Raw genomic sequence first — 25212 nt, 5'->3', positions numbered from 1 at the left:
GCAGCGGTTTAAACCTGCAAAGACGAACAAATACTATTTACTAACCTCTTTTGGCCGGCGGGGCTAACGTTCCGCCTGCTAAACATTAAACTTTCCAATCCATGTTCGTAATTAAAAGAGATGGAAGAAAAGAAGCAGTGAAATTCGACAAGATCACTGCCCGTATTGAGAAGCTGTGCTACGGCTTCAATACTGAATATGTTGACGCCATTGATGTAGCGAAGAAAGTGATCCTGGGCTTATATGACGGGGTAACTACCAGTGAGCTCGACAACCTGGCTGCTGAAACAGCTGCCTCCCTTACGACTAAACATCCGGATTATGCCCTGCTGGCGTCCCGCATCGCAGTGAGCAATCTGCATAAAAATACAATCAAGTCGTTTTCCAAAACGATGAAGAAACTGTATGAATATATCGATCCTAAAACCGGTAAGTCAGCAGCACTGCTGTCTGACGACGTGTATGAGATCATCCGTAAGAATGCTGAGATCCTGGATTCCAGCATTATCTACGACCGCGACTTTGCATTCGACTATTTCGGTTTCAAAACACTGGAACGTTCTTACCTGCTGAAAACAGACGGTAAAGTACAGGAACGCCCTCAGCATATGCTCATGCGCGTATCTGTAGGTATCCATAAAGAAGATATTGAATCTGCGATCAAAACATATAACCTCATGAGCGAGCGCTGGTTTACACACGCTACACCAACGCTGTTCAATGCAGGTACACCTAAACCGCAGATGTCATCCTGCTTCCTGCTCACCATGCAGGACGATAGCATCGAAGGTATTTACGATACCCTGAAACAAACAGCGAAAATTTCCCAGAGCGCAGGTGGTATTGGTTTGAGCATCCACAATATCCGCGCTACGGGTTCTTATATCAGCGGCACCAACGGTACTTCCAATGGTATCATCCCGATGCTGCGCGTATTTAACGATACTGCCCGCTATGTGGATCAGGGCGGTGGCAAACGCAAAGGCGCTTTTGCCATCTACCTCGAACCATGGCATGCCGATATCTTCGAATTCCTGGATCTGCGCAAGAACCACGGTAAAGAGGAAATGCGCGCACGCGATCTGTTTTATGCACTCTGGGTACCGGATCTGTTCATGAAACGCGTGGAATCAAACGGCGACTGGTCGCTGTTCTGTCCGCATGAAGCACCCGGACTGCACGAATGCTGGGGTGAAGAGTTCGAGCAAAAGTTCATCCAGTACGAACAGGAAGGCCGTGCCCGCAAAACCGTGAAGGCGCAGGATCTTTGGTTCGCCATCCTCGATGCACAGATCGAAACCGGTAACCCTTACCTGCTGTATAAAGATTCTGCCAACCGCAAATCTAATCAGCAGAACCTCGGTACTATCAAGAGCTCCAACCTCTGCACAGAAATCATCGAGTATACCGATTCAAATGAAGTAGCGGTATGTAACCTTGCTTCCCTCGCGCTGCCCAGGTTTGTAATTGATGGTAAATTCGACCACCAGAAATTATTTGATGTCACCTACCAGGTGACACTGAATCTGAACAAGATCATTGATAATAACTACTATCCGGTAGAAGAAGCAAGACGCAGCAATATGCGCCACCGTCCTGTTGGACTGGGCGTTCAGGGCCTTGCAGATGCGTTTATCCTTATGCGTTACCCTTTCGAAAGCGATGAGGCTAAACAGCTGAACAAGGAAATATTTGAAACCATTTATTTCGCAGGCCTTTCTGCTTCCAACGCTTTGGCAAAAGCTGAGGGCGCCTACGAAACATTCCCGGGCTCTCCTGCTTCCAAAGGTATCCTTCAGTTCGATATGTGGGATGTAACACCTTCTTCCCGCTGGGATTGGGATACACTGAAGCAATCCATCATCGAAGGCGGCCTCCGCAACTCACTGCTGCTGGCGCCAATGCCTACTGCTTCTACCTCTCAGATCCTCGGTAATAACGAGTGCTTTGAACCATATACTTCCAACATCTACACCCGCCGTGTGCTGAGTGGTGAATTTGTGGTAGTGAACAAACACCTCCTGAAAGATCTGGTGGAACTAGGCCTGTGGGATAATGATATGAAAACAAAGATCATTTCTCATAATGGTTCTATCCAGAACATTAACGAAATCCCTGCTAATATCAAAGAATTGTATAAAACAGTATGGGAGATCAAACAACGTAACCTGATAGATATGGCTGCCGACCGCGGTGCATTTATCTGCCAGTCACAATCACTCAACCTGTTTGTAGATACGCCTACTACCGGTAAGCTGACCTCCATGCATTTCTACGCCTGGAAGAAAGGTCTGAAAACAGGCATGTACTATCTGCGTACGCAGGCTGCTACCCAGGCGGTACAGTTCACCGTGGAAAAACAAGCCGGTCATCAGATCCAGCCAGTGGTTGGCCAAAGCGGCAATAGTGTTGTGGAAGAAGAAATTGTGGTGGGCGCGGTATGTACAATGGAAGAAGGTTGCGTTACCTGCAGTGCATAAGGGCTATGTAAGTATAATACTAAAAATCCCTGGCGGAACCGCCAGGGATTTTTTATTTGTAATAATGAGATAAGTACCTTTATATGGTATAACATAACACTACATTTATGATCACGGTAAAGAAGATAAGCAATGCGCCCGAATTATTGCAACCCCGCCGTGTGATGAAATATGTCCTGGTATATTGCAAGACAGGGAGCCTGACAATGGATATTGATAACCGGCCTTTCGTGCTAAACAGCGGAGATGTGGTTACCATTACTTCGGGGCAAATACACCATATTGTTGAAAACAGCAAAGCAGCAGGTGATGTGCTGGAGTTTACCCTGAGTTTCTTTTGTAAAGATGACAAGGATATTGAGCTGATATTTCACAACGGGCTTTTTTGTCATTTTGCCATGAATGAAGTAATCCCTGTTAATAAAAATATTATCGAAGAACAACTTCATTTAATTGGCGAAGAATTAATACACAAGCCTTATCAGTATCTGATATCCCTGCATAGCCGTGTTGAATTAATTTTGGTGGCCATTAACCGGGCAAAAGTGGAAAGGGGCGATGAAATCTGGAAGCCGGATGCTTTGTTTCTGAAATTTTTAGAAGCGGTACGCAACAACTTTGAAAAAAATTATACCGTGGTGCAATTTGCCGGTATATTGGGCACTACGGAGGCTAAGCTGAACGAGCTGGCAAAACTGCATGCCGGTAAAACTGCACAGAACGTCATATACGGGCTTGTGGCATCCGAGGCCAAGCGGCTGCTTACGTATGAAAACCTTTCCGTAAAAGAAGTGGCATACAGGCTGGGCTTTAACGATCCGTTTTACTTTTCCAATTTCTTCAAAAAGCAGGCAAACGTTTCTCCCAAGCAGTATAAAGAGATGCTGCACACACCCAACGATTGATGTATTATAAACCAGGCGGGAATACTGCCAGGTAAATATTACATGCTTTTCCGGACATTGTCTATTCCCTGAGCGAGCCTGTAAACTGATCTTTGTAGTATAAAAAACAAGGCAATGAATCAGGAAATCGCATCTCTGTTTTTAAGACTATCACTGGCGGGTGGCTTTTTATCGGCTGTGGCCAGCCGCCTGGGCTTGTGGGGCAAAAAATCATCCGGATGGAACAGTTTCTTAGACTATACGGCGCAGGTAAATTCGTTCGCACCTAAAAGTATCATCCCCACACTTGCCGTTGCAAGCACCCTCCTGGAAATTACACTGGCTATTCTTTTGCTCATCGGATTTAAAACAAAATATGCAGCATCAGGTACTGGTGTGCTGACCCTGCTGTTTGCTATAGCCATGAGCTATTCTTTTGGAATAAAGGAACCGCTGGATTATTCGGTATTTGCTGTTAGTGCAGCCGCTTTCTTACTAGCCACCCTGCCTGCTTCCAAATGGAGCATCGATTTAATTCTTAACCACTAAAATTATATATATGCAACCATCCACCAACATCAACGATTATATTGTTCGAAATGGAGAAAAACAATGGCAACCCTTGATTGAAAAAGGTATTCACTACGAAGGTATATCTGTGATTTCACTTTTGTATGACAACGAAAAGGGCAGGTCCACTACTATTTTACTCAGGTTTGAACCTGGGGCGGCTTATCCTTATCACAATCATCCTGCCGGAGAACAAATTTATGTATTGAGTGGAGATGTGATAGTAGAAGGAGCCAGCTTGTCTGCAGGTGATTATTTATACACGCCGCCAGGTTTTAAACATTCGGTTACAACAAAAACGGGTTGTACTTTATTTTTTATAATTCCGGAAGAAGTAGAAATATTAAACGTATAAAAGATGTAGAAACAGATTATTTTATCTGCGGTACTCATTATCCCGCAGATAAAATAATTGTTATAAATCCTCCTCCCGGAATCCCCATTCTTCCAACAAGCTGTTGTATTGCGCTTCCGGCAAACCGGTTTTTTCGTAATGCCCGGCATTCATTTTCTGCCGCATAGCTTCGTAGATACTCACAGCACAGGCCACAGAAATATTCAGGGAACGGATAATTCCCATCTGGGGAATAATAAAGTTGCCATCTGCCAGGTTCCGGATCTCTTCACTCACCCCCTCCTGCTCATTACCAAACACAAGTGCCACAGAACCACTGAAATCTATATCATATAAAGCTCTGGCATCGGACGACAGATGTGTAGTCAGGATCTTGTTGTATTGCTTACGCAGCACCGCTACACATTCGGCCACATTATCGAATTGATGTACCGTTAGCCAGCGTTCCGCACTGCTACTGCTACGATGACCCCATTTTTTCTTCCGGGGCGCCTTGGTGGTAATAATATAAATATCCTGTATACCCACTGCATCGCAGGTACGCATGACAGCTGCTACGTTATGGGGATCCTGCACATCTTCCATCACAACCGTTAAATTGGCCTGTCTCTTGCTCAGTACAGCGAGTAGCCTTTCCCTTCTTTCTGGTGTCATAATCTGAATATTGCGGCAAAAGTACAAAATAGTCCAGAGTTGGTTCTGAGGGGGATCGCTAGCTTGTAATAAACAATATGCTTATCTTCACTTTAAAATTAATAATAACGTATGCTCAAAAAGCTCCTGAAATTTGTGGGCATTGCTTTGTTAGTACTGATACTGGCAGCATTTGCTATACCCTATTTCTTCAAAGACAAAATAATGGCAAAGGTTAAAACGGAACTGAACAACCGTTTACTGGCTAAAGTTGATTTTAAAGATGTGGATATCAGCCTGTTTCGTCACTTTCCTCGCCTTGCAGTGGGCCTGGAAGACCTGCAGGTAACTGGTACCGGTGCATTTGAAGCTGATACCCTGATTGCTGTAAAACAGATTGATGTGGCCCTTAACCTGATGAGTGTTATAAAGGGAGGTAAGATAGACATCTACAACATAGCGCTATCACATCCACGGATACACGCCATAGTGAATAAAGATGGCGCAGCTAACTGGAATATCATGAAACCGGATACTGCAGCAGCTAAGCCTGCAGATACCAGTAAAACCACCTTTGCACTCAGCCTGCAACAATATAAAATTGAGGATGCCTGGATCAGCTACGACGATCGTCAGGGTAATATGGCATTGCAGATCAGCGGCCTGGATCATGAAGGAAAAGGTGATTTCACACAGGATCAGTTCCTGTTACAAACCAGCACCAACGCGGAAGGCATTACTTTCCGCTATGGCCTGGTCCCCTACCTCTCACAGGTAAAAGCCAAACTCGATGCCGGCATACAAATCGATAATAACAGTAAAACCTATACGATAAAAGACGCCAAAGCTGTACTTAACAACCTGCAACTGGCATTACAGGGATCTTTCAAACTGATCAACGATTCTACCTACGGAATGGACCTGGGCTTCAAAGCTCCGTCTACTAATTTCAAGGATCTGCTTTCACTGGTTCCAACTGTGTATAAAACTGATTTCGATAAAATAAAAACCAGTGGCACCGCTGCTTTCAGCGGATTCGTCAAAGGCAATTACTCTCCCAAACAGATGCCTTCGTTCGGATTGGATCTTTCTGTAAAAGATGGTTTCTTCCAATACCCCGATCTGCCGAAACCAGTTAAAAATATCCAGATTGCAATGAAAATCAGTAACCCCGATGGCGTACCCGATCATACAGTGGTGGATATCCCCACCGGTCATCTCGAAATGGATAATACTCCGCTGGATTTGCGACTGCTGATAAAGACGCCTGTTTCTGATATGTACCTCGATGGTGCTGCAAAAGGAAAACTCGATTTGTCGAAGATCACCCAGTTCGTGAAACTGACATCCGGTACCAACCTGACAGGCTTGCTGGATGCCGATATCAGCGCGAAGGGTAATATGAGTGCCATCGAAAAGCAACAGTACGATAAATTCTACGCAGCAGGTACATTACAGCTGAGCAACATGCTTTATAAAAGCAAAGACTATCCCGACGGCGTAAAAGTGAATAATCTCGCTCTGCAGTTCAATCCAAAGAATGTAACCGTAAAAGATCTTAACGGCCAGTATCTCGGTACCAACTTCCAGGCTAACGGAGAGGTGAATAACCTGCTCGCCTATACGTTTAAAAATGCGCCGCTGGATGGGCACATGACTGTTAAAGCTGATAACATCGACCTCGACAAGTGGATGGGCACCAATACCAGCAACACCGGTACAACACCTGAAAAAGCGAAGACAGACTCGGCTGCCGCCATACCGTTTGCAGTACCTGCTAACCTGAATCTTGGCCTGCAGGCGAATGTAGACAAGGTACACTATGCCAAAGCTGATCTTACCAATGTTTCCGGTAACCTGGCCATCAAAGATGAAACTGTTACCATGCAACAGCTGAAAGCCAACGCGCTGCAGGGTACCATGGAAATTAACGGCAGCTACAGCACCAAAGCCAGCAAAATAAATCCCGACATCAACCTGACTTACAATGTGCAGAACCTGGATGTACAACAAACATTCAATACATTCAACACAGTACAAAAGCTGATGCCGATCGGTAAATTCCTTTCCGGAAAAATCACCTCGCAGTTGAGCATGCATGGCAAGCTGGGTAAGGATATGTCGCCCGAACTGAATACCCTGACCGGTGAAGGGAATCTCCTCCTCATCCAGGGCTTCCTGAAGGAGTTCGCGCCGGTAGATCAACTGGCCAACTCACTTAATATCGCTCAGTTGAAAGATATATCCCTGCGCGATATCAAGAACTATTTCGCCTTTGAAAACGGACGCGTAAAAGTAAATCCATTCAAGGTAACCGTAAACGGTGTACGCATGGATATTGCAGGCTCTCACGGCTTCGATCAATCGCTCGATTACACGCTGCAACTGGCCCTGCCCCGCAGCATGATGGGCAGCGCAGGTAACAACCTCGTCAATAACCTCGCCTCTCAGGCGCAGGCCAAAGGCATCCCGGTCAACATCGGCGACAGTGTGCATCTGCAGGTATTACTGGGTGGAAACATCCTGAAACCTAACCTGAAAACAGATCTGCGTGAAAGCGCCAATAACCTGAAAACACAAGCCACAGAGCTGGTGAAAAACAAAATAGATACGGTAAAACACACTGTAAAAGACAGTCTGAACCAACTTAAAAACAACGCCGTTAACCAACTGACAAACGAACTGAAAAACCAGCTCGCCGGTAAAAAAGACTCCGCGGCTACTGGTAAACCACTGGAGAATGTTGGCAAACAAGCCGGAGAAACGATGAAGAATACACTGAATAGTTTGTTCGGGAAGAAGAAGGCAGTGGATTCTACGAAACATTAAAGTTAAAAGCCACTACTTTCCCGGCAAGTATGGCCAGAAAGAAATGATTTCATCTTACAAAAATGACTTTATTCCGTTCGTAGACTCTTCACCGGATTGACCATCGCCGTCCTGATCGAGTGGAAACTGATCGTACAAAGCGTGATCAATAAAACGATCAGGCCGGCTGCCGGAAATATCCACCAGGAAATATTGATCCGGAAAGCATAGGAATCCAACCATTTATTCATACCATACCATGCCAGAGGAGTAGCAATGACAGCAGCAAGTAATACCAACCACAAAAAGTTCTTACTCACCAGGAAAAGGATACCGCTAACAGACGCCCCCAGTACTTTTCGGATACCCACTTCCTTTGTACGCTGTTCCGCAATGAAAGCGGCGAGTCCGATAAGGCCAAGACAGGAGATGAAAATAGCCAGGAGCGCCGAAAAATTGAAGATCATTTCCAGACGTTGTTCGGCATCATATCGTTTAGCAAGATCCTGATCAATAAATCCATATTCAAAATCGTAGGAGGCATTGTATTGCATCCATAACCTTTTCATGTTGTCGATGACTCCCGCAATCGCACCGGGCTTCGCCCTCGTCACCAAATAGCCTATACGCGTATTCGAGCCGAGCATCACTAAAGGCTCGATAGGCTGTTGCAAGGGCTTGAAGTTAAAATCTTTCACTATACCGATGATGGTCCCCTTATGTCCCCATACCGATAAGGGCTGCCCGATTGCCGTCCCTGCATCAAACCCCATCAGATGCAGGGCCTTTTCATTGATGACATAATTGAGTGAATCGGTACCATATGTTGAAGAGAACCATCTTCCGGAAAGCAGATGAACCTTAAAAACATTAAGAAAGTTCTCATCCACTCCTATTGCGGAGAACATGGGCCAGGCATCTGACGACTTGCCGTCCCATACTACACCAACGGTGCCCGAAAGAGGTTCAATCGGTAATTCCGAAACGAACGTGGAATTACCGGGTTGACCATTATCCTTCACCACAGCGCGCAAGGATGGAATCTTTTGACTCAACACTCCCTTCAGCGGCATATATACCAGGTTTTCCTTGTCATAACCAAGATCCCTGTGCCGCATGTAATGCAACTGATTATAAATAATAGTCGTTGCAACGATCAGTAGAACGGAAACTGTAAACTGCACGACAACCAGCATATTGCGTAACAAAATGCTGTTCTTCCCTTGTTTCACCGGCCCTCCCTTCAATACCTTAACAGGCTTGAAGGAAGAAAGGAAAAGAGCGGGATAGGAGCCCGAAACCAGGCTTGTAAGAAGGAACAGGCATACGAGTCCGGTCAGGAGCCTGCCGTACCCAAATCCAATGTTCAGATGCTTTCCGAAAAGACTGTCGGAAACCGGCAGGACAAGCAGTACGATCCCAATGGCCAGGAGAATGGCAAAAAAAGTAATGAGGATGGATTCCGTGAGGAATTGCCAGACTAATTGCATCCGCAGCGCTCCGATCACTTTCCGGAGGCCTATTTCCTTCGCTCTTCGGGTTGAGCGGGCGGTAGCAAGATTTATGAAATTGATACAGGCCACCAGTAAGATGAAAATTGCGATCACCGTAAAAATATTCACATATTGCATGTTTCCATGGCCCTCCATATCAAGGATAAGGTCGGAAGAATGCAAATGCACATCCAGTAATGGCTGGAGACGAAACGTTGCAAGGAAGTCCGGTGCAGCCTTCTTATAAATATCGTTGATAAATCCGTCGATCTTTCCGATCGATGCAGCAGTTCGCCGCACATCTTTTTTCAGCAGCACATAAGTGTAAAAACCGAGACTCTGCCATTCTCCTTTGATCATGTTCGAATCCCGGCCCGGCATTGGCATAAGGACATCGAATTGCAAATGGGAGTTGGCAGGTATGTCCTGCAACACTCCCGAGACGGTGAAATTTTGTTTGTCGTTCATCCGCAGAGTCTTCCCAAGCACATCCACCGAACCGAAATATTTCCTTGCCGTTCGCTCGGTCAAAAGTAATCCGTCCGGCCGGTTGAGCGCCGTTGCTGTATCGCCCGCAAGAAGAGGAAAAGAAAATACCCGGAAAAAGGTTGGGTCAGCAAAATATGCCGCCCTTTCTTCGAATTTCCGGTTCCCCGCTTCGAACAGGGCAGACGAATTAGGCTTTAATCGGACAGTCGTTTGGATGGAAGGAATCTGCGCCTCCATTGCAGCTGCCAGGCGTGCGCCGGAAAGAGGATATTTCTGGCCACGGTCATCTGCGATCACCCTGTAAATTTCGGAGGCATGTTCGTGAAAACGGTCATAACTGCGTTCGTTCTGTACCCACAGCAGGATCAACAGGCTGCAAGCAATGCCCAGGGCAAGTCCTGAGATATTGATCAGAAAAAGCCCTTTGTTTTTCAAAAGGTTGCGAATCGCAACTTTGAAATGATTTTTGAACATGACCCGCGAATTTATTGTCTATTTTTTGAGCTAACACAATGCCACTGTTATTTGTGTTTGATAACCAATTAATTAAGAAATTGTATAAAGTTAAAATTGTTCGTTATTGGTACAAATTGTGTTCGATTTCGGAGCGCTTTGTCTCATCCTGAAATAGCTGTACATTGCTCATAAGTAAGTAGCATTGTGGTAAACGCTAACTTACTCAAAAAGGAGCTTTCAGGCTCCTTTTTTGATCATCCGGGCTCTATTTTATCCGGACACCATAGATTCCTAATTCGTAATTTTTTCTTTAACTTATAGCAACCAAATCCCCGAATCATGTTATTACGTTTTCTCCACTCCACCTACTGTAATGCATCGATATTCGTGGGTCTTTTATTCTGCATCATGGGCTTCTTCATTCATCGCTTTCCTCCCAAAAGCATGAAATCATGGTATGGCTACCGCACATTCCTGTCTACCAAAAATATAGAAATGTGGAAGGCCGCCAATGAATATGCTGCTCATATTTCCAAACGGGTGGGCATAGTATTGCTGGCAGTTGGGGCGGCATGTGCGCTGCTTTTTCCGGCACAAACCGATTGGTTCTGGTATATCACCGTTGGGGCTGTGGTAGCCGGAGCCATGTACCTGGTGGGAGATACTGAATGGGAGTTGAATAAACATTTTGATGAAGAGGGAAATAGAAACAGCCTTTAGTAAAATACAACGGAGATCACAACACCAGCATGTTATGTGATCTCCGCTATGACTAAAGGCTGCTTCTATACTCGTCCCTGCACATCGTGCTCAGGTACGGATTGATATTGTTCTTTCATTCTGCGCAGTTTCTCTTTACCATAAGCCAGCCTGGTGATTACCACGTACAATACCGGCACAATGAATATTGCCAGGAAGGTAGCGGTAAACATACCACCTAATACAGTCCAGCCCATGGTTTTACGCGCCTCTGCACCAGCGCCGGAAGAAAATACCAGCGGCAGGATCCCCAGCAGGAAGGCCATGGATGTCATGATAATCGGGCGTAAACGCAGCTTAGCGGCTTCCACGGCAGCAGTAATGAGATCCATTCCCCTGTCGACACGCTCTTTGGCGAATTCTACGATCAGGATCGCATTCTTGGCCGACAAACCGATCAGCGTAATCAGACCAATCTGTGCATATACGTTATTGCTCAGCTTAGGCAGGAAGGTCAATACCGTGATAGCGCCGAAAGCGCCGATGGGTACTGCCAGCAGCACGGAGAATGGCACTGACCAGCTTTCGTATAATGCGGCGAGGAACAGGAATACAAAGATGATAGATAGCGCGAAGATGTATACCGTCTTGGAACCTGATAATATTTCCTCACGGCTCAGGCCGGAAAATTCATAACCATAGCCTTCCGGCAGCGTTTGTGCGGCTACTTCGCGCAATGCTTTGATAGCATCACCGCTACTGTAACCCGGCGCCGGGTTTCCGTTCACCTCCGCAGAGCGGAACAGGTTATAGTGTGCAATTACCGGTGCCGTTTCTATCACATGGTGCGAAGTAAGTGCGCTCAATGGCACCATAGAACCGGTGCTGTTACGAACAAACAACTGGTTCAGGTTCCTGATATCGCCACGGTAAGTAGAATCCGCCTGGGTTACCACACGGAAGTTACGGCCGTAGATGGTGAAGTCGTTGATATAAGCACTACCCATGTAAGTTTGCAGGGCAGAGGCAATATCAGAGATCTTCACGCCCATCTTCTTCGCTTTCTCACGGTCTATATCCAGCTGGTAGCCAGGCGTACGGGCTGTGAAGAAGGAGAATGCCTTTGCGATTTCAGGGCGTTTGTTGGCGGCTGCGAGGAAGTTCTGCAACACGCCTTCGAATGCTTTGATCTCGCCTGCACCTTTCTGTTGCAGTACAAAAGAGAAACCGGCTGTTTGCCCCAGACCCGGAATGGCCGGAGGCGGAATTACCACCACATTTGCTTCTTTGTACTTACTCAGCTTTTTCGTTACCGCCGCTACCATACCAAAGATCTGAAGGGAATCGGGCTTACGCTCATCCCAGGGCTTCAGTGAACAGAAGATGGTGGCACTGTTGGATTTGGTGGCAAAGTTCACTGCATTCAATCCGCCAAGTGCAGCATAGTGATTGATACCCGGCATACTGTCGAGATCCTTCATCATCCTGGACATCACCTCCACCGTACGCTCAGTGGAAGAAGATTCCGGCAGGTCGAACGTAATGATCAAACGGCCTTCATCTTCTGTAGGGATGAAGCCTGTTGGCTTCCCCTTGAACAACATGATGGTACCTACGAAAACGCAGAGCAGCAGCACGATCACGAAACGTGAAAAGCGGATACTCTTCTTTACGCCTACGGAATAACGGGAAGTGGTATGTCCGAACCAACGGTTGAATTTATAGAAGAATTTATTCAGTCCTTTGGAGTCTTTATCGAGGTGCATCGGACGCAGCAGCAGTATACACAGGGCCGGCGTCAGCGACAGTGCCACGAAAGCGGAGATCATCACGGAGATGGCAATGGTGATCGCAAACTGCTGATACAAGCGTCCTACGATACCGGGGATAAAACCTACCGGCACAAATACCGCTGCCAGAATCAGCGCGATGGCAATTACCGGACCGGATATTTCTTTCATCGCCTGTGCGGTGGCATCCCGTGGTGTCATCTTCTCGTGGTCGATGTTATGCTGCACCGCTTCCACCACCACAATGGCATCATCCACTACTATACCAATGGCCAGTACGAAACCGAACAGGGTCAGGGTATTGATGGTGAACCCAAGTGGAATGAAGAAAATGAATGTGGCGATGATCGATACAGGAATAGCCAGTACCGGAATCAGGGTGGCCCTCCAGCTTTGCAGGAAGAGGAACACCACTATCACCACCAGGATCAGGGCTTCCACCAGCGTGTGTACCACTTCTTCGATCGATACCTTTACTACTGATACAGATTCGAATGGTACAACGTATTCCACATCTTTCGGGAACTGCTTTTTCAGCTCCTCCATGGCAGCTGTTACATTGGCAGCTGTTTCCAGTGCATTACTACCCGGAGCCTGGTACACCAGCAGGTAAGCAGCACGTTTACCATCTACATAGTTGTTACCGGCGTAGTTGAATTTGCCAAGCTGCACGCGGGCTACATCCTTCAGATATACCAATGATCCATCAGATGGACGGGTTTTCACCACTACATTGCCGAATTCTTCGGGTGTGGATAAACGGCCTTTGGTGAAGATGTTGTATTCAAAAGTTTGTCCGGTTTGCTGAGGGGGCGCACCCACGGTACCCGCTGTGATCTGGGCATTCTGCTCTGCAAGCGCGGCGCGTATATCGTCGGCAGTTACGCCCATTTCAGCAAGTTTATCCGGTTTGAGCCAGATACGCATACTGAAATCATCCGCACGGGTGAATATATCTCCCACACCTTTCGCACGTAACAAGGCATCTTTTACGAATACGTTGGTGTAGTTATCGAGAAAGGTAATGTCGTGTGTGCCTTTGGGTGAGTACAGTGCCACCAGCATGAGGATACTGGGGTTACGCTTTCTAACGGTAAGGCCTAAACGCTGTACTTCCTGCGGCAATGTAGGTTGTGCAATACCTACGCGGTTCTGTACGTCCAGCGCAGCGATGTTGATGTCGGTACCTACTTCAAAGTTCACCGTCATACTCATCTGACCGCTGCTGGTATTGTTGGTATTGATATATGTCATACCGGGCGTACCATTCACCTGCACTTCCACCGGCGTAGCTACTGTTTGCTCTACCGTTTGTGCATCTGCACCAATATAAGTACCGGTTACCTGTACGGTGGGGGGCGAGATCTCCGGATACTGGCCTACTGCCAGGTTCATCATCGCCAGTATTCCCACCAGTACCAGCACGATAGAAATTACTATCGCTGTTACGGGTCGTTTTATAAAAGTATCTGCAATCATGATCTTGTGCTGTTGATTCTACTGATAAACTATTACTTCGCAGGCGCGCCCTGAGGAGCGGCTGGTATTCCTATCTTTATCTTGCCTCCGTCGCGCAGGCGCTGGAAGCCTTCAGTAATCACCTTGTCGCCGGCCTGTATGCCGTCCATGATCACTATCTTATCGCCCAGTTTAGGGCCGAGATGTACTTTCTGCTGAGCTGCTACGGAGTCTTTCGCTACAAATACGAAGTATTCGCCCATCTGCTCAGATACTGCTTTGTAAGGAATAATAAGGCGCTCGCCTGATTGTGCATTGAGTACACGTAATACGCAGCTCATCCCCGCTTTCAGTTTATCGTTCGGATTGCTGAATTCAATACGCACGCGGATGGTAGCTGTCTGGTTATCCACACCACGGTCTATCGCCAGGATCTTTCCGGTATGTACATACTCCGTACCATCCGACAACTGAAGCCGGAACGTAGGGTCGTTTCCGTTAGTTTTCCCCTGCATGTCGGCATAGCGGGATATTTCATTTTCATTGATCACAAAATCCACTCCTATCGGATCTTCGCTGGAGATGGTATTCAGCAGGGTGGTTCCGGGGCTTACCTGTGCACCCAGTTTTACCTGGGAGATACCGATGCGGCCTGTAAACGGCGCTTTGATAAGGGAGTAATCCAGATCGGTGCGTACAGAAGCGAGACTGGCTTCCGCTGCAGCCAGCTGTCCACGGGATGTTTCGAGGGTAGCTTTAGCATTGTCCAGTATCTGGCGCGCCACCGCATCCTGCTCGGCCAGACGCTGGTAACGGTCGTCGTCTTTCTTTGCTCTTTCATAGGAAGCTTTCGCGCTGGCTACATTTGCCTGCGCCTGCAGATAGGCCGCTTCATATTTACGACGGTCTATCTCGTACAGGGGTTTGCCTTTCTGCACCACTTCACCTTCTTTAAAGAAAATTCCGGTGATAAAACCAGACACCTGGGAACGCAGTTCCACCTGGTTCAACGCCACTACCGTTGCAGGATATTTATCATAATAAACGGCCGGTGCTACGCCTGCCTCCGTAATGTTTACCGGTGTAGGGGGCATAACAGGCGGACCTTGTTTACCCGGACCCTTACAGGCAGTGAAGCCCAGTATGCTGGCAGCGCTGATTAAGACAATGTTGTTCATTTTTTTCATATCCGTTCCGGTTACCATTTAATAATTAACTGTTAAGGTTCCTAATGCTTTTTGCAGGTCTATCTTGCTGGAGAGTACCTGGTACATTGAATTGTAGAAGTTGAGCTGTGCTGCACGCAGATCTGTTTCGGAGATCAGCACATCCAGGTATGTTTTGATGCCTTCTTTATACTGTAATTGCAACATATCATATACATCCTTTGCCATCTGCAGGTTATCCTTTAGCGTCAGATAGTCGTTGAAGTTACTTTTATAGGTGGCCAACGCCTGCACGTACTGTGTATTAATCCGGCTTCTCAGGGCAGCGAAATCCCATTGTGAGCGCTGCAGCTGCATTTCTGCTATCCTGATGTTGTGAATACGCTTACCTCCCTGGAAAATGGGCAGCGACAGTTTTATACCCAGCAATGAGTTCGGATAATCGGTGCTGTACAATTTGCTGAACTGTTCGTTCTGCCATGCAAATGAGTAGTTGACAAATGCAGATACAATGGGCAGGAAGCTCCACTTATTGTATTGCAGATTGGCACGCAGCAGCTGTTGCTGAGTTTCGAGCAACTGGTATTCAATACGGTTTTTATAATCAGCTGTCATCAGTGTATCTTCCCCGGTTACCTGGGCCGCAACACTGGCGGAATCCTGCACCAGCGGTACATCTCCGCTGCTGGTGGGGTATCCCATCAATTGCTTCAGATAAGCCTGTTTAGCCGTGAGCAACTCCCGCGCTGATTTCTGCTGGGCACGTGCATTGTTCAGAGAAATAGCGGCGCGCTTGGCATCTATTTTATCTACCACTCCGCTGTTATACTGGGCATTAGCATCTTTCAGGCTACGCTCCAGTCGTACAATATCTTCATTCAATACTTTAATCTGCTCAGTAGTCAGCAATACATCGTAGTACGCTTTACTCACATTGGCTACCAGATCGATCTGATTACTCTGCGTGGTTTGCTTACTTTGTTTTCGTACTTCCTTTGCCGTATTGGAAGCCAGCAGCAAATCGCGGGTGAAGATGTTCTGGTTAAGCCCGAACTGCGCTGCAGAAGTGTTAGATACGCCTACTTTGGTAGGGTTGCCACCAAATATAGAAGTAGGTAATTCCATGTAATGCTGGAGGTTATAATCCAGGTTGATCTGCGGATACCAGTCGGCCAGCTTACTTTTCACTGTTCTGTCGGTAACGGCTTCATCAATCAGCGATTGCCTGATCACCGGCTGGTGTGTCATTGCATACCGGATACAATCCTGCAACGAAGCGCTGTTTAAAAGGGAATCCACAGATTGCTGTGCAGATACTCCCGGGGCATTCATTACCCCGCATACCACAGCTACAAAATAAAATGCTCTTTTCATAAAAGGCTTTTGACATTCAGTTCATCATTATACCAATCGTAAGAAGAATAATGCGCATAAAACAACAGGTCATTATCATTCTTTATAGGTTATACAGGCATAGCTATATAACATTGTTCATTGCCACAAAAACAGGTCAAGGCTGTGTTAGCAGGCCAAAGACAGGTAGGTCGGTAGAGAGTTGCCATTCAGAAGAGTGCTGAAACGTTGGCGCACGGTTTCCATGATTATTGTTTCAGGCATCTGAATTCAGCAGCGAACAGTGAAGTAGGTATACAACAATACATATGTTGTTTAGGTAAAACAAATTCGGGCGCTAAGATAATGTTATGAAAACAAAAATCCACCCTTTCAGGTGGATTTTAACATTTAGATGAAAATCGTTTCCGGTCATCCTTTATTTCGACCGCTGAAAATATGTTTTTCGGCGTGATAGGAAGATCTTACTAACGGACCCGACTCTACGTAGTCGAGGCCAATGTTGTATCCTATTTCACGCAGCTCTGCAAATTCATCGGGATGTACGAAGCGTGCCACGGGGAGATGCTTCGGAGTAGGCTGCAGGTACTGACCCAGGGTCACTACATCACAACCGTTATCGTACAGGTCCTGCATGGCCTGTACTACTTCTTCCCTGGTTTCACCGAGGCCCAGCATAATACCACTCTTAGTACGCATGCCTCCATCTTTAAGCCGGCGGATTACTTCGAGGCTTCTATGGTATTTGGCCTGTATCCTTACCTGTTTGGTAAGGCGCTCTACTGTTTCCAGGTTATGAGAAACTATTTCAGGCGCCACATCAATGATCCGTTGCAGGTTTTCCCAGATACCACGGAAATCCGGGATCAGGGTTTCCATGGTGGTTTCCGGGTTCAGTGCTCTTACGGCCTTGATGGTATTGGCCCAGATGATGGAACCGCCATCTTTCAGCTCATCCCTGTCTACAGAAGTGATCACCGCATGCTTTACCTTCATCAGGTAAATAGCTTCAGCTACACGCTGTGGCTCATCGAAATCCACCGCTTCCGGCCGACCGGTGGCCACGGCACAAAAACCGCAGCTACGGGTACAGATATTTCCCAGGATCATGAAAGTAGCGGTACCGGCTCCCCAGCACTCACCCATGTTGGGGCAATTGCCACTTTCGCAGATCGTATGTAATTTATGGGTATCTACCAGGTTCCTGACCTGTTTGTAGTTTTCGCCTATAGGTAACTTAACGCGCAGCCAGTCAGGCTTTTTTACTCTTGTGGTAGCCGGTTCAGCGGCTATTACGGGTAGTTCTTGCATCGCTCATTCCTTTCTTTAGAAAAGCAAAGTTAATACTTATCTGTTATTCCGGCGCTTTCCTAAAAGCTACCAGTTCGCCTTTACTTCCTGTTCCAGCGTTTTCCGAACTGGATGCTCACATAAGCATTGAAAAAGAACTGTTTATTGGGGTCGTAGCCGTTAAGCGGTACCATAATAGGTATCTTCTTGGTATAATATTCTCCGTTTATACCCACCTCCAGGGCACTCACCACTTCATTGAAATGGGCCCAGTCGAAGCGCATTCCCAGCTTACCATGCAATCCGGGCACTACTGTCAGGTTGTCCCAGCCTTTACCAAAGCCGGCTGCGCTGTTGATATTTCCCCTGTTAAGAAAGATATCAGGATTAGCAGGATCATATTTTATATCCGTACTAGTGTTACCTGTCTGCTGCACATTCAGGTAGTACGGTTTCAGCAGCCCCAGGGAAACACCACCGTAATAAATAGCATCTACTTCCACGCCGTTTTTATTCGCTTTCCCTCCTATCAGGTAACGCTGGCCTATACCCAGTTTAACAGGGTAGAAATTGTTCTGCTTACCGTATATAAAGGGGCGGGCAAAAGCGTATCCGTTCGTCTGCTTATATTCTTTATGGTCTTTCTTTTCGGAAACCTCGAACTGGTAATAGGTCACCTTCTTCCTGCTGTTTCTATAACCCATCTCCACAAAACCTGACCATCCATCCGTATTCAGACGGGCGCCTGCTGAGAAATCGCGCTGGAACAAATTTTCCCCTTCCTCCTGTTCACGGAAGATAGCAATCCTTTTCAGTTTGCGCTGTTCCTTTTCACTTTTCTTTTTCTGCTTACTGTTGCTGGTATTCTGCGCAAACAAGGCACCGGATAATGTTGTTAAAAACAGGATTAAGTATATTTTTTTCACAGTGGGCAATTATTATATATAAATAAACGCTTGAACAAAGGTATTGTTATGTATATATTACAAACGTAGTTAATTTTTTTTTAGTTTGCCAGGACCGGGGTTGCTCATTCATCAGTTATTATAAAAATACATTTAATTTTACGGTTTGACTATTAAAAATAATATCATGCAAACAGCATCTATCATCTATACAGGCGAGCTTCGTACAACTGCCGCCCATCTCCAGTCAGGTACTGTGATTGAAACTGACGCTCCTGTTGATAACAATGGTAAAGGCGAACGCTTTTCCCCTACCGATCTGGTAGCTACTGCACTGGGTTCCTGCATGCTCACCATTATGGGCATTAAGGCAAGAGATAACAACTGGAATATTGATGGTACTAAAGTAAGTATCCAGAAGATTATGGGCACAGAACCCCGCAGGATCACAGGCGTAAATGTAGTTTTCGACTTTCCTGCCGGCCATCAGCTGGGTGAAAAAGAAAGGACCATCCTGGAAAGAGCTGCCCTTGCCTGTCCGGTAGCTAAGAGCCTGAATACTGAGATTAAGCAGGATGTGGTTTTCAACTGGTAACCCGTATTAAGAATGAAGAAATAGCAAGATGACCTTAGCCAATAATACTCATCGCTAAACTCTTCCTGCTATTTCTTCATTACTAATGCTTACCTGCAGGCCTGCAGAATCTTCGCTCCTATCGCGCATTGCAGGCACTTTCGCTCATCGCAGTAGTACTCTTTCAATTGTAACAGCGCCTGTGACTCCAGGGCACTTTCCTGTTCTACGCCCAGCTGATGCCAGCTCCGGGTGATTTTGTTTTGTTCCGGCGGGAGTTGCTGCAGGAGATGCAGCGCCTTCTCCTGGTAGTAACGATGATTTCTTTCCTGCCCGTACAAAAAGAGTAAAGGCAATATAGTATTGATCAGGATACCGTGTACCGCCTGTTTCCCCGGAAGCTGCGTGGCCTCCACCAGATGCCCGAACCGGTAATGTTGCAGCCAGTACGCCGACGGGCGTACGAAAAACAGCGATTCCAGCCCGGCAACATCTGCAGCTTCCAGTACCCGGGAAAATAACCGTACCTGTTGCTGTAACAAGGCTGCAAAAGCCGCTATACGGATGGTAGGGAATGCAGAAGGCCGCATTCTTAGCCAGTGCCACTGATGGGGCTGTAAAGGCCGAAGCCGGTGTTTATGCCGCAGATGCTGGTAGATCTCCCGCAGGTGCAGTGCATACGGATCGCTGAAATCTTCTTCCAGCATCCCCGCCTGCCCGAACAACAGGGCTTCCAGCTGCAGCATGCCGGAGCGGTAGCGCATCAGGGCACGGAACGACAACGACTGTGCCAGCTGCAGAAAGGTAAGGCTGTTTACCGGCGTGCCATAGCTCTGTGCCACGGCCCAGTAACAAACTTCCTCCCAGTTATAACGGCTGCTTTGCAGCCAGGCCCGCAAAATGCCCGTCTTCCGCTCCCAGCGCTCCGCCAGCAAACGTTCCTTCCAACTCAGCCACGTAAGTTGCGGTACCGTTGCCGCCTGCGACCCACAGGGCACAAAAGGCGTTGTACGCTTCAATTGCTGATAACGATCCAGCAACAGCTTGGGAATATGCTGCTGTAATTCCAGGCAGGGCGCCGCAGGCCCGCGGGCATCGTCGCAATCGTGCTCAAATACCACATGCAGGATAATCCGCCCGTACTGCGGGTTGTACTGATGCCGGTGCCGGGCCCAGTCGGAACTGCGCAAATGCAACTCCACCTGCCCCGACCAAAGCACGTCGCCTATCCTAATCCTCGCAGCCGAAAAATCAGGACCACTATGATGATTATGTAATCCGGGATATATGATCCGTACCGGCAGGCCACAAGTCGTAAAAAGATGATCCTGCCTGAATAGCCGGCACGCCCAGATGTGCTGGAACAGCTCTTCCGTGAGCAACGGGTTAACAAACATAAGATATGGTTGGGTATAAAAATAATATCATCTAAAGGTAATAAAACATCACCTGATAAAATAAATTTCCTGTACAATTTGGAAATCTGCTGAAACTGATATTAACTTTGCGCCAGTTCTTACACATCACTTATCCAGAAAGGCGGAGGGACTTGGCCCTGCGATGCCTTAGCAACCTTTCCTGATCAGATGATCCGGAAAAAGGTGCTAATTCCTGCCCTGGTGCGAACCAGGGAAAGATAAGTTGGCAGAGATAATACTTCACTGATATATAATTTTTTGAAAGAGCTCTTCCAACCCGGGAAGAGCTTTTTTTTTGCTCTTCCACCCCCTTTATGGATTTGTTGTTGTTTAAGTTAATCTTTAATGATAAAGTTGCAGTAGATAACTAGTGACATTGCATATCATTAAAAATAATTTATACATGAAAACAGCTACACAACTGATTCATAGCATTCCGGTAGATGAACTGACAGGCGCCATTTCAGTGCCTATCTATCAAACGTCCACCTTTGTGCAGGAATCACCGGGCATCAATAAGGGCTTTGAGTTCTCCAGGGCAAACAACCCCACGAGGAAAGTGCTGGAAGACCTGATCTGCACCCTGGAAGAAGGGTTCGCCGGATTTGCGTTTGCCAGCGGCATGTCCGCCATTGATGCTGTACTGAAGCTGTTAAAAACCGGCGATGAGATCATGGCGGTGGAAGATACCTATGGCGGCATCTTCCAGATATTCAACCACATGTTCGAACGCTTCGGTATCAAAGTGAACTTTGTAGATACCAGTAACATCGATAAGGTATTGACTTCGATTACGCCCAATACCCGGATCATCTGGCTGGAATCCCCTACTAATCCAACATTGCGTATTTCTGATATAAAATCTATCAGCAAAATTGCCAAACAACATAACATTCTGCTGGTGGTCGACAATACCTTCAGCACCCCGTTGCTGCAACAACCTATTCCGCTGGGCGCCGATATTGTTATCCACAGCGCTTCCAAATACCTCGCCGGTCACTGTGATGTGATCGCCGGCCTGGTAGTGGTAAACAGCAAAAGCCTCGCCGATCAGATCAGGTATAACCAGAATATTTCCGGTAGTATTCTCAGTCCGTTCGAAGCCTGGCTCACTATCCGCGGTATAGAAACCCTCTACCTGCGGCTGGAGAAACAATGCAGCAACGCCAGTGCAATTGCCAACTGGCTGGCGGCACATCCCGCTGTAGATAAAGTATTCTACCCGGGCCTCGCCACACATAAGAATCATCATATCGCCCGTAAACAACAAAAGAACTACGGCGCACTGGTGAGCTTTTCCCTGAAAAGCGACAACATCAAAAATGCCATCCGCATCGTCAACGCTACCAAACTGTTTAAACTGGCAGAAAGCTTCGGCGGTGTGAAAAGTATGCTGGCCCATCCGGCCACTATGACACATAAAAACATACCGGAAGAATTCCGGCGGAAAACAGGACTACAGGACTCCTGCATACGGTTATCCATAGGCATCGAAGATGCAGAGGACCTCATCAACGACCTGAAACAAGCGCTGGATAAACTTAATCTTCCGGCAGGAAAACAAATTACGGTTTTACAATAAAGCAGCTTCTTTCAAAAGGGAATAGCTGCTCAAATAAGAATTATGGAAAATAAGATCATCAACTTAGGCATTTTCGGATTCGGCGTCGTAGGACAAGGACTGTACGAAGTATTGAACAGAACCAAAGGTATCAATGCACGTATCAAAAAGATCTGTATTAAAGATCCTAACAAGTCAAGACCCATCGACAGCAGCTATTTCACTACTGATAAAAATGAAATTCTTGAAGATCCCACCATTGATGTAGTGGTGGAGCTGATTAACGACACAGAGGCCGCCTTTGAAATAGTAAGCACGGCGCTGCGCAATGGTAAAGCAGTAGTAAGTGCCAGCAAACGTATGATTGCTGAAAACCTGCCTGCCCTTTACCAGCTTCAGGCCGAGAACAAAGTGCCATTCCTCTACGAAGCATCCAGCTGCGCCAGTATTCCCATCATCCGCAACCTGGAGGAATACTACGATAACGATCTGCTCAACGCTGTGGAAGGTATCTGTAACGGCTCTACGAATTATATTCTCACTAAAATATTCGAAGAAAACCTCAGCTTCGAAACTGCCCTGCAACAGGCACAACACCTGGGCTTCGCCGAAACTGATCCCTCACTGGATATAGAAGGCTATGATCCGAAATTCAAGATCGTGATCCTCCTCCTCCACGCATTCGGTACCTTCGTAAAACCGGAAGAAGTATTCAACTTCGGGATTCATCACCTGAATGATTTCGATATTCAGTTTGCCAGACAACGGAGCTGTACCATCAAACTGATTGCGCAATGCCGCCGCCAGAATGGTCATGTATTCTCTTATGTACTGCCGCACCTGGTGAAGGAACACAATCTCCTTTACGATGTATACAATGAATACAACGGTATCCTGCTGGAGAGCGCATTCACCGACAAGCAGTTCTTCGTAGGTAAAGGCGCCGGTGGTACCGCTACCGGTAGTGCTGTACTGTCTGATATTTCTGCCCTGTTATACAACTATCGCTACGAGTATAAAAAGATCAAACAAAATAATCAGCCGAGCTTTACCAACGACGTAAAACTGAAAGTTTACCTGCGCTACAAAACACCCGATCAGGTAGATCTGGCCGAGTTCTTCAATATCTCCGAAAAATATGAATCAGCTGAATGGCGCTATGTGGTGGGAGTTATCAATCTGCAGAAACTGAAAGAAGCAGGATGGCTGAAAAATAAAGACGTGAACGTACTGGTACTGGAATAACTCATTATATAAAGCAAAAACCAAACAAACGAAACGGTGCAGTTCCCTGCACCGTTTCGTTTTTAAGCTACGCTCCGAAAGCCGACAGTGCTTCCACTACCATGCTTACCGGCAGCCCCATTACGTTATAGAAGCATCCGTTGATAGCATCAATGCCTACCGCTCCGATCCACTCCTGTATAGCATATGCACCCGCCTTATCAAATGGCTTGTACTGATCTACATAATACATGATCTGTTCCTGCGTCAGGGATTTGAAATGCACAGCGGTGGTTTTCGAAAATGCCTTCTCCTTTCCATTCTGCCGGATCACCACCCCTGTTATGACCTGGTGGGTACGACCGCTAAGCCTCGATAAAATCCGGATAGCATCCTCACGGTCCTTAGGTTTGCCTATAATATCATCATCCAATACCACTACGGTATCCGCAGCAATGATAATGTTCTCCGGAACACACAGCTGCTGTACAGCCACCGCCTTCTGACGAGCAATATGCACGGGTATATCCGGCACAGCCATTGATTCCGGCCAGGTTTCAGCCGTTTCCACCACCTTTACTTCAAATGGGATACCCACCTGCTCCAGCAGCTGCTTTCTTCGCGGCGACTGTGAAGCGAGGATAACTGTTTGCGAATACATCTCTATAAATAAATTTTAAAAAATATCATGGATAAAATACCTGTGAGCATTAACAGCTTCACCAGGGAACTCACTTTGTGATAGTGCGGCGGCAGACTGGCCTTCTTCAGTAACAAATAAACGTATATGGCTGGCAGTTGTACAAACAATAGCAGGTAAACAACCGCGAAATACCAACCCAGGATCCATACCCTTATTTCTACCAATAAAATAATTACTACCAGTGCCAGTAACAGTGCATTACATAGGCGTTTGGCGGCCAGCACGCCCCAGGCAATGGGCAGCGTACGGCATCCGTCTTTGCTGTCGCCTATCATATCTTCCAGGTCTTTCACAACTTCCCTGATCATGGAAATGACAAACGCAAACAATGCATATACCCCGATAATTTGTATCAGCTTTCTTCCAACAGCCGACATAATCGCTTCAAAGCTGTGATAGATCTGCTTTTCGTAAAATCCAACTACTACCACGGCTAATGCTGTCAGCAATGAAATAACGATGTTACCAATCAGCACCTGGCGCTTGAAAGAAGTAGAATAAAACCATAACAACAGGGAACAGATCACCTGCGTAAATCCAAGATAGAACTGGCCGGTTTGCCAGGCCACCATGAATCCCAGCGAAACACCAGTCAGGTTAAGCATGGTATGCCAGGCCATCGCCCAGCGACGGCTGATGATCTTGTCGAGCACCATTTTATCCGGCTTGTTGATGATATCGATGTTGATATCGAAATAGTCATTGATGATATACCCTGCAGCTGCCACCAATACCGTACTCAGGTTCAGGAGGATGAACTGTTGTATTGTCAGCGAAGGCTCGTCACCTGAACTGCGCAATACCGGTGCAACAACACAATACTGCAGTAAAAACTGGGTAAGACTTATATATATCAGGTTAGGGTACCGGATCAACTTAAAAAATGCAGCCCAGAGCTTCATA

General features: G+C 46.8%; 19 protein-coding genes and 1 riboswitch. Of the genes, 9 read left to right on the top strand and 10 right to left on the bottom strand.

The features are described from left to right. The first annotated feature begins 101 nt into the window (after nucleotides 1-101). The 4 genes from UNH61_RS03040 to UNH61_RS03025 all read left to right on the top strand — a co-directional run bounded on the left by UNH61_RS03040 (nucleotide 102) and on the right by UNH61_RS03025 (nucleotide 4289). Entirely contained in the window at nucleotides 102-2480 is a 2379-nt protein-coding gene (locus UNH61_RS03040; protein WP_326990635.1) for a ribonucleoside-diphosphate reductase subunit alpha, read from the top strand. Between the two features lie 107 nt (nucleotides 2481-2587). Next, complete coding sequence (locus UNH61_RS03035) at nucleotides 2588-3385, top strand: AraC family transcriptional regulator (protein ID WP_326990634.1); 798 nt, start codon at nucleotides 2588-2590, stop codon at nucleotides 3383-3385. A 114-nt stretch (nucleotides 3386-3499) separates the two neighbouring features. Further along, a complete protein-coding gene (locus tag UNH61_RS03030) occupies nucleotides 3500-3913 on the top strand; it encodes a DoxX family membrane protein (protein ID WP_326990633.1) in 414 nt (137 codons plus the stop codon). A gap of 10 nt (nucleotides 3914-3923) precedes the next feature. Then, nucleotides 3924-4289, top strand: coding sequence for a cupin domain-containing protein (locus UNH61_RS03025; RefSeq protein ID WP_326990632.1), 366 nt, complete (start codon nucleotides 3924-3926; stop codon nucleotides 4287-4289). Nucleotides 4290-4349: 60 nt separating this feature from the next. Here UNH61_RS03025 and UNH61_RS03020 read toward each other — a convergent pair whose 3' ends face one another. Then, complete coding sequence (locus tag UNH61_RS03020) at nucleotides 4350-4943, bottom strand: RNA methyltransferase (RefSeq protein ID WP_326990631.1); 594 nt, start codon at nucleotides 4941-4943, stop codon at nucleotides 4350-4352. A gap of 111 nt (nucleotides 4944-5054) precedes the next feature. On the opposite strand from UNH61_RS03020, the gene UNH61_RS03015 reads away from it, so the two are divergent. Continuing rightward, entirely contained in the window at nucleotides 5055-7751 is a 2697-nt protein-coding gene (locus UNH61_RS03015) for an AsmA-like C-terminal region-containing protein (RefSeq protein WP_326990630.1), read from the top strand. 68 nt (nucleotides 7752-7819) lie between these two features. Here the strand turns inward: UNH61_RS03015 and UNH61_RS03010 are convergent, their stop codons facing one another. Then, complete coding sequence (locus UNH61_RS03010; RefSeq protein WP_326990629.1) at nucleotides 7820-10186, bottom strand: ABC transporter permease; 2367 nt, start codon at nucleotides 10184-10186, stop codon at nucleotides 7820-7822. A 321-nt stretch (nucleotides 10187-10507) separates the two neighbouring features. Between UNH61_RS03010 and UNH61_RS03005 the strand changes: the two genes are divergently transcribed. Next, the gene (locus tag UNH61_RS03005) at nucleotides 10508-10888 is read left to right on the top strand and encodes an SdpI family protein (RefSeq protein ID WP_326990628.1); all 381 of its coding nucleotides are present in this window, start codon (nucleotides 10508-10510) and stop codon (nucleotides 10886-10888) included. 65 nt (nucleotides 10889-10953) lie between these two features. Here the strand turns inward: UNH61_RS03005 and UNH61_RS03000 are convergent, their stop codons facing one another. The 5 genes from UNH61_RS03000 to UNH61_RS02980 form a co-directional block, all read right to left on the bottom strand. Continuing rightward, on the bottom strand, nucleotides 10954-14136 hold the full coding sequence (locus UNH61_RS03000) for a multidrug efflux RND transporter permease subunit (RefSeq protein ID WP_326990627.1): 3183 nt from the start codon (nucleotides 14134-14136) through the stop codon (nucleotides 10954-10956). Nucleotides 14137-14168: 32 nt separating this feature from the next. Further along, the gene (locus UNH61_RS02995) at nucleotides 14169-15302 is read right to left on the bottom strand and encodes an efflux RND transporter periplasmic adaptor subunit (RefSeq protein WP_326990626.1); all 1134 of its coding nucleotides are present in this window, start codon (nucleotides 15300-15302) and stop codon (nucleotides 14169-14171) included. Between the two features lie 18 nt (nucleotides 15303-15320). Then, on the bottom strand, nucleotides 15321-16655 hold the full coding sequence (locus tag UNH61_RS02990) for a TolC family protein (RefSeq protein WP_326990625.1): 1335 nt from the start codon (nucleotides 16653-16655) through the stop codon (nucleotides 15321-15323). 390 nt (nucleotides 16656-17045) lie between these two features. Continuing rightward, nucleotides 17046-17945 (bottom strand): lipoyl synthase, encoded by a 900-nt coding sequence (lipA, locus tag UNH61_RS02985; RefSeq protein ID WP_326990624.1) that lies wholly within the window; start codon nucleotides 17943-17945, stop codon nucleotides 17046-17048. A gap of 80 nt (nucleotides 17946-18025) precedes the next feature. Beyond that, nucleotides 18026-18850 carry a hypothetical protein gene (locus UNH61_RS02980; RefSeq protein ID WP_326990623.1) on the bottom strand — a complete coding sequence of 275 codons (825 nt, stop codon included), beginning with the start codon at nucleotides 18848-18850 and terminating at the stop codon, nucleotides 18026-18028. 166 nt (nucleotides 18851-19016) lie between these two features. On the opposite strand from UNH61_RS02980, the gene UNH61_RS02975 reads away from it, so the two are divergent. Beyond that, on the top strand, nucleotides 19017-19424 hold the full coding sequence (locus UNH61_RS02975; RefSeq protein WP_326990622.1) for an OsmC family protein: 408 nt from the start codon (nucleotides 19017-19019) through the stop codon (nucleotides 19422-19424). An 89-nt stretch (nucleotides 19425-19513) separates the two neighbouring features. Here UNH61_RS02975 and UNH61_RS02970 read toward each other — a convergent pair whose 3' ends face one another. Next, the gene (locus tag UNH61_RS02970; protein ID WP_326990621.1) at nucleotides 19514-20800 is read right to left on the bottom strand and encodes a DUF2851 family protein; all 1287 of its coding nucleotides are present in this window, start codon (nucleotides 20798-20800) and stop codon (nucleotides 19514-19516) included. Nucleotides 20801-20927: 127 nt separating this feature from the next. After that, a riboswitch (SAM riboswitch) is annotated at nucleotides 20928-21046 on the top strand. A 178-nt stretch (nucleotides 21047-21224) separates the two neighbouring features. Here UNH61_RS02970 and UNH61_RS02965 point away from each other — a divergent pair. Beyond that, nucleotides 21225-22403, top strand: a complete 1179-nt coding sequence (locus UNH61_RS02965; protein ID WP_326990620.1) for a PLP-dependent aspartate aminotransferase family protein — start codon at nucleotides 21225-21227, stop codon at nucleotides 22401-22403. Nucleotides 22404-22445: 42 nt separating this feature from the next. Further along, the gene (locus UNH61_RS02960) at nucleotides 22446-23627 is read left to right on the top strand and encodes a homoserine dehydrogenase (protein ID WP_326990619.1); all 1182 of its coding nucleotides are present in this window, start codon (nucleotides 22446-22448) and stop codon (nucleotides 23625-23627) included. 67 nt (nucleotides 23628-23694) lie between these two features. On the opposite strand, the gene UNH61_RS02955 is transcribed toward UNH61_RS02960, so the two are convergent. Together UNH61_RS02955 and UNH61_RS02950 are read right to left on the bottom strand one after the other, a co-directional pair. After that, the gene (locus UNH61_RS02955) at nucleotides 23695-24267 is read right to left on the bottom strand and encodes a Maf family protein (RefSeq protein ID WP_326990618.1); all 573 of its coding nucleotides are present in this window, start codon (nucleotides 24265-24267) and stop codon (nucleotides 23695-23697) included. A 2-nt stretch (nucleotides 24268-24269) separates the two neighbouring features. Then, complete coding sequence (locus tag UNH61_RS02950; protein ID WP_326990617.1) at nucleotides 24270-25211, bottom strand: geranylgeranylglycerol-phosphate geranylgeranyltransferase; 942 nt, start codon at nucleotides 25209-25211, stop codon at nucleotides 24270-24272. Nucleotide 25212: the final 1 nt, after the last annotated feature.

It is taken from the genome of Chitinophaga sp. 180180018-3, from assembly GCF_037893185.1.
Lineage (GTDB): Bacteria > Bacteroidota > Bacteroidia > Chitinophagales > Chitinophagaceae > Chitinophaga.
The sequence above is the reverse complement of the archived record's forward strand: the minus strand, read 5'-3'. Positions and strand labels throughout refer to the sequence as shown.